The organism is Microcoleus sp. PH2017_34_RAT_O_A, from assembly GCF_020737885.1.
Lineage (GTDB): Bacteria > Cyanobacteriota > Cyanobacteriia > Cyanobacteriales > Microcoleaceae > Microcoleus.
On sequence record NZ_JAEQDD010000182.1, the window covers coordinates 1 to 4,429 of the forward strand.

Annotated in this window: 6 protein-coding genes; 2 read left to right on the forward strand and 4 right to left on the reverse strand. The window is 44.4% G+C overall.

Annotation, left to right across the window (positions count from 1 at the left end):
* A partial coding sequence (locus JGK11_RS32405) for a tetratricopeptide repeat protein (protein WP_293199360.1) occupies nucleotides 1-792 on the reverse strand: 792 nt, incomplete at its 3' end.
* 411 nt (nucleotides 793-1,203) lie between these two features.
* Here JGK11_RS32405 and JGK11_RS32410 point away from each other — a divergent pair.
* Nucleotides 1,204-1,455 carry a hypothetical protein gene (locus JGK11_RS32410; RefSeq protein ID WP_293190820.1) on the forward strand — a complete coding sequence of 84 codons (252 nt, stop codon included), beginning with the start codon at nucleotides 1,204-1,206 and terminating at the stop codon, nucleotides 1,453-1,455.
* Nucleotides 1,456-1,495: 40 nt separating this feature from the next.
* Here JGK11_RS32410 and JGK11_RS32415 read toward each other — a convergent pair whose 3' ends face one another.
* The 3 genes from JGK11_RS32415 to JGK11_RS32425 form a co-directional block, all read right to left on the reverse strand.
* Nucleotides 1,496-1,822: a nucleotidyltransferase domain-containing protein gene (locus JGK11_RS32415; protein WP_293214462.1), complete on the reverse strand. Its 327-nt coding sequence runs from the start codon at nucleotides 1,820-1,822 to the stop codon at nucleotides 1,496-1,498.
* A 184-nt stretch (nucleotides 1,823-2,006) separates the two neighbouring features.
* Nucleotides 2,007-2,378: a hypothetical protein gene (locus JGK11_RS32420; protein WP_293184282.1), complete on the reverse strand. Its 372-nt coding sequence runs from the start codon at nucleotides 2,376-2,378 to the stop codon at nucleotides 2,007-2,009.
* A gap of 51 nt (nucleotides 2,379-2,429) precedes the next feature.
* Nucleotides 2,430-3,545 (reverse strand): HlyD family efflux transporter periplasmic adaptor subunit, encoded by a 1,116-nt coding sequence (locus tag JGK11_RS32425; RefSeq protein WP_293214464.1) that lies wholly within the window; start codon nucleotides 3,543-3,545, stop codon nucleotides 2,430-2,432.
* Nucleotides 3,546-3,997: 452 nt separating this feature from the next.
* On the opposite strand from JGK11_RS32425, the gene JGK11_RS32430 reads away from it, so the two are divergent.
* Nucleotides 3,998-4,225 carry a secretion protein HlyD gene (locus tag JGK11_RS32430; RefSeq protein WP_293214466.1) on the forward strand — a complete coding sequence of 76 codons (228 nt, stop codon included), beginning with the start codon at nucleotides 3,998-4,000 and terminating at the stop codon, nucleotides 4,223-4,225.
* The last annotated feature ends 204 nt before the right edge of the window (nucleotides 4,226-4,429 follow it).

The window sequence follows — 4,429 nt, forward strand, 5'->3', positions numbered from 1 at the left end:
TTCCCCTCTGATTCTGTAGAGGTAGGCATTCGCCAAATTATTTTGACTCCTTGCCCAGTCTTCGGGAAATGCGTCGCGGGTGTAAATCTCCAAGGATGCGAGATAAGCTGCGATCGCGCCTTCGAGATTCTCGGCTTTTTCCCCTCTGATTCTGTTGTGGTAGGCAAGCCCCAAATTATTTTGACACGTTGCCCATTCAAAGGGAAATGCGTCGCGAGTCCAAATTTCCAAGGATGCCTCAAAAGCTGCGATCGCCAATTCCAGATTCTCGGCTTTTCCCCTTCTGATTCTGTAGAGGTAGGCCATCGCCAAATTATTTTGACACGTTGCCCAGTCTTCGGGAAATGCGTCGCGGGTGTAAACTTCCAAGGATGCCTCATAAGCTACGATCGCCAATTCCAGATTCTCGGCTTTTTCCCCTCTGATTCTGTTTTGGTAATCACCTCCCAGACTGTTTTGAAACCTGGCCCAGTCTTCCGAGTAAGCTTCGCGAGTAACAACAGTTAATCCACTCTCCAGACAAGCAATCGCTACCTCTAAATTACTTGCCCGACTGCCTTGTCGCAAATTATAAAAAGTGAAATCTAAACCGTATAAAAAATTAGCACAATTGTATGCTTCTTCTGCATCCAAAGTTGCCATAGTTTCAGTTGCCCACTCTCGCAAATATTGGGCAAAACCATCATCTATTAATTCTAGGTTAGCTTGCAGAATCTCGATTTCTTCCTCGCTGGGACAGGTGACGAGAGAATCAATCAGATTGAGATAGGCTTCGTGGCGCGCTTCGTTCATTGCTTACAACCCATGTTTTTAGAATTTTACATTCTTTGTCGGGGAAAAACAAGGGGGAAACCCGACTTGCTGAATCGTCTGGAGTCGTTGGAGTGTGCGTCATACCTCAATACAGGTAAGATAGGGGAATCGTAGTGATAAAACGATGTGAAAAATAGACACTGCGATTGCTTTCCTACCCTTCGGGAACGCCTTCGGCGAACGGATCGCTTCGCTAACGTTCCTCGCAATGACAAAAAACTTTAACTTAACCGTATTCTGTCATAAGCTACCACGCAAAGATGTCGTATAATATAGATACAAGATAAGTAAGCGATCGCGCGTAATAATAAATCTATTCGGAATGGACGCAACCTCATTCAAAAAAATCTCGATGATTTGCGATGGGGCAAAAAACAAGAGGAAACTAAAATGATTTCACAAACTTTAGTAGAGATTGAACGTTCTATTAGTTCCCTGTCGATAGAAGAACAACTTTGGCTGCTGGAACGTATCGCTTGCCGAGTGCGGGAGAAAACTTACATAGCTAATAAACTCGCTAATGCTAAATACCTGGAGGCAGAGATAGCAGAGATGGCAAACGATCCAGATATTCAAGTTGAGATTGCTGCTATCAATCAAGAGTTTCTTGTGGCAGAAATGGATGGTTTAGAAGCACTATGAGCATTCAAAGTTTGGAGTGTTCGATCGATTTGTTCCGGTTTCATAAAGCTATTCCCTCTTTACGAATATTCCTCAATAAAGGCCCGTTGTAGTGCGTAAACCGATTTTCGTCCATAAACAAACAGCTAATCACTTCATCATTTTGGAGAGACAAATCTGCCCGAATATGGCTGATTCTTTTGATTTCTTCGCCGGGATTGACTTGCCCTTTGAGAACGACCAAAACATCAATATCTGATTCGGGATGTGCGTCGCCCCGCGCTTGGGAACCGTAGAGTACCATTTGGGTGAGCCGATCGCCATACAGCAGCTCGAAGTGCGATCGCAATTCAGCTAGAATGGTCTTGAGTTTATCGTTGATTTTCATATTGGCGATGGATGTTATTTATTCTACACATAAACCAGGTGTATTTATTGTACACATAAACCCGGCGGTTGAAACCGCGTCTACAAAAACAAAGTACACATAAACCCGGCGGTTGAAACCGCGTCTACAAAAACAAAGTCCGCCTGCGCGGACTGAAGATGATTAATTAGAAAGATTAAGATTTTTACCCAATTTCAACGGGTTGCAAAATCTCATTCACAGGCTTTCCTCGTTTTAATTCAACCCATTTAGATTCAACAGGTTCATACGCGCAATAACAGACCATGATTTCCAGGTTTGTGTCGCTAGATGAGAATTTGTGGATGCTTTTCACAATCCAATTGCTATCTCGACCGTGGGTGACTCCGTTACCCGGATCTTCGAGGTTTTCGTATTCTCGCACCCGCTCGCCAATTTGAGGCAATTTCCCCGAAGAATCCCACTCTGTTGCTAAAATGTCAGTCAAACCACCGATCGGTAGTAGCTGACGTTCTTCCCAGCCTTCCGCACTCATAGATTCAGTTTTGTAAACAATCCATGTTTCATTTTTGGTCATAATTTACCTCAGTCTTGGTAGTCGTACCAGAAGTCTTGAAAAACTGACTAATTATAAATCTGTCATCAACCTTGCTTTTCGTAAAATAAACGTCAAAACAGTTTCTTGACCAGTAATAATATCGGCTCTTCCTTCCATTCCTGACTGAATTGAATATTGGCGTGGGGTATTTGCCTGGGAAGTTCCAACTGCTTGATTGCCGGTAGATTCGAGTTTGGTTAGATAGGTTTGATCGGGTTTAATTGCAACTTCATAATAAGCAGTACCTAAATTATTACCGGGATTTTGAGGCGCGATCGCATCTGGGGCGATCGCGCTGACTGTTCCTTTTAGTGTCCCGTAATCTGGGAAGGGTAAGGCGGAAATCCTCATCTGCACTGGTTGGCCGATTTGGATGCGGGCAATATCTTGGGATGTTACTCTGGCTTTGACTAAAAGGGGTACGTCGCTAGGGACGATTTGGGCGATCGCACTTCCGGCTTGTATTGTTTGACCGGTACTTTGTACTTCCAATTTGAGAATTGTACCATCAGCGGGCGCGCGGATCACGCTATTTTCGAGTTGTGACTGAATTTGATTGAGTTCTTTTTTAGCTTGAATTAATTGTTGTTGAATGGACGATCGCTTGACGAGCAAAACCCGCCGACTTCTGCCGAGTCTCTCGGCGACATCCGGCTGCGATGTGGCGATTTTTACAAGAGCGGACTCGACTACTTCTTGGGCGGCGGAATTTTGATTTTGGATGGTTTGAAATTGGCCGCTGGCTAAAATTTGATTTTCCAAGTCCCGCAGTTGCTGGTTGATTTGCTGTGCTGCTGTTTGAGACTGATTGACTGTGTCTTGGAACTGCTTTTTTTGAGTGCCCAAACGCGAAGCGTTGACAACTGCGATCGCATCTCCGGCTTTTACTGTCTGATTTTCGCTGACAGCAATGCTTTCGATGGTTCCTTCGGTTGCAGCTTGCACGACGCGCACTTCTCCGGCTGGACGGACGATCGCGTCTGCTTTGACTGTAGCACTGTATTTGGTGACGCTTGCCAGGGCGATCGCCCCGCCAAACGTCGCCACCATCAAAATTCCCCCCAAAGTAGTCCAGCGGCTGACAGGGGGCAAAAACTGGTCGTTATCAAAGGTTTCTGCGGGCATGGGTTCGGGTGTGCGAGGCATGGCGGCTATTGGGGGTGAGGGGAATTGTTTTGAATTTTAAGTTTTGAGTTTGGGGAAAGAGAATCGTTGTGAGTTTTAATGCCATTTCCAAAAAAGAATGCAACTCGCGGCCAACTCCAAAGCCTGATTAAATAAGTCATTTTCAAACCTCAAACGGTATGAGTTGGAAGAAGGAGAGATCGATCGCCTATTTCTTTTGTCACATTTATTTTCTAGCTTTCCGGACACCAAGGATAGATTTAGAAGTCTAAATCAAAATTCACATGGTCAAGGTCAAAATCCGCACAGCTTTGCCGTCCCCACCCGGAAATTTCCCCAAACATCAAGAATGGTGGATTCAGGCGGCAACAGTCAGGAAAACAGAGCATTTCCGCAATGATTTTTGGCACTGTTACCCGGTTTTTCTGGGATCGGTACGTAAGTAACTATATATGTCTTAATAGGAGTTCCTTATGCCGGACAATCAACAAAATTCACTTTTTACCGAATTAACCGATCGAGAATCTGGGACTGTCAGCGGTGGCAGCACTACCAGCGGTTTCAGCAGTGCTAACAGTAACAGCGATACCAAGAACAGCAGCAGCAATGGCATCAATACGCTGTTTTTCATTCCACAGCCGAGTCAGATTTTCCTTTACGATCCGATTCGCAATCGCCCTTACAAAACCCTTGTAGTCTAGATAGCTGAGTAAAGTAGTGCGATCGGATAAATTTTAAAATTTTCTCAGTAATATTCCGGGCGATCGCAGAGGCATGGAGAAGTATTAGTCAGTAATCATACGAGGCTATCGAAATTATATAAAGTTTCTAGTTTTCGTTCAATATTATCAATTTAAATGGAGTCAAACGATCATGCAAGAAACAAAGGAAAATTCACTGTTTAC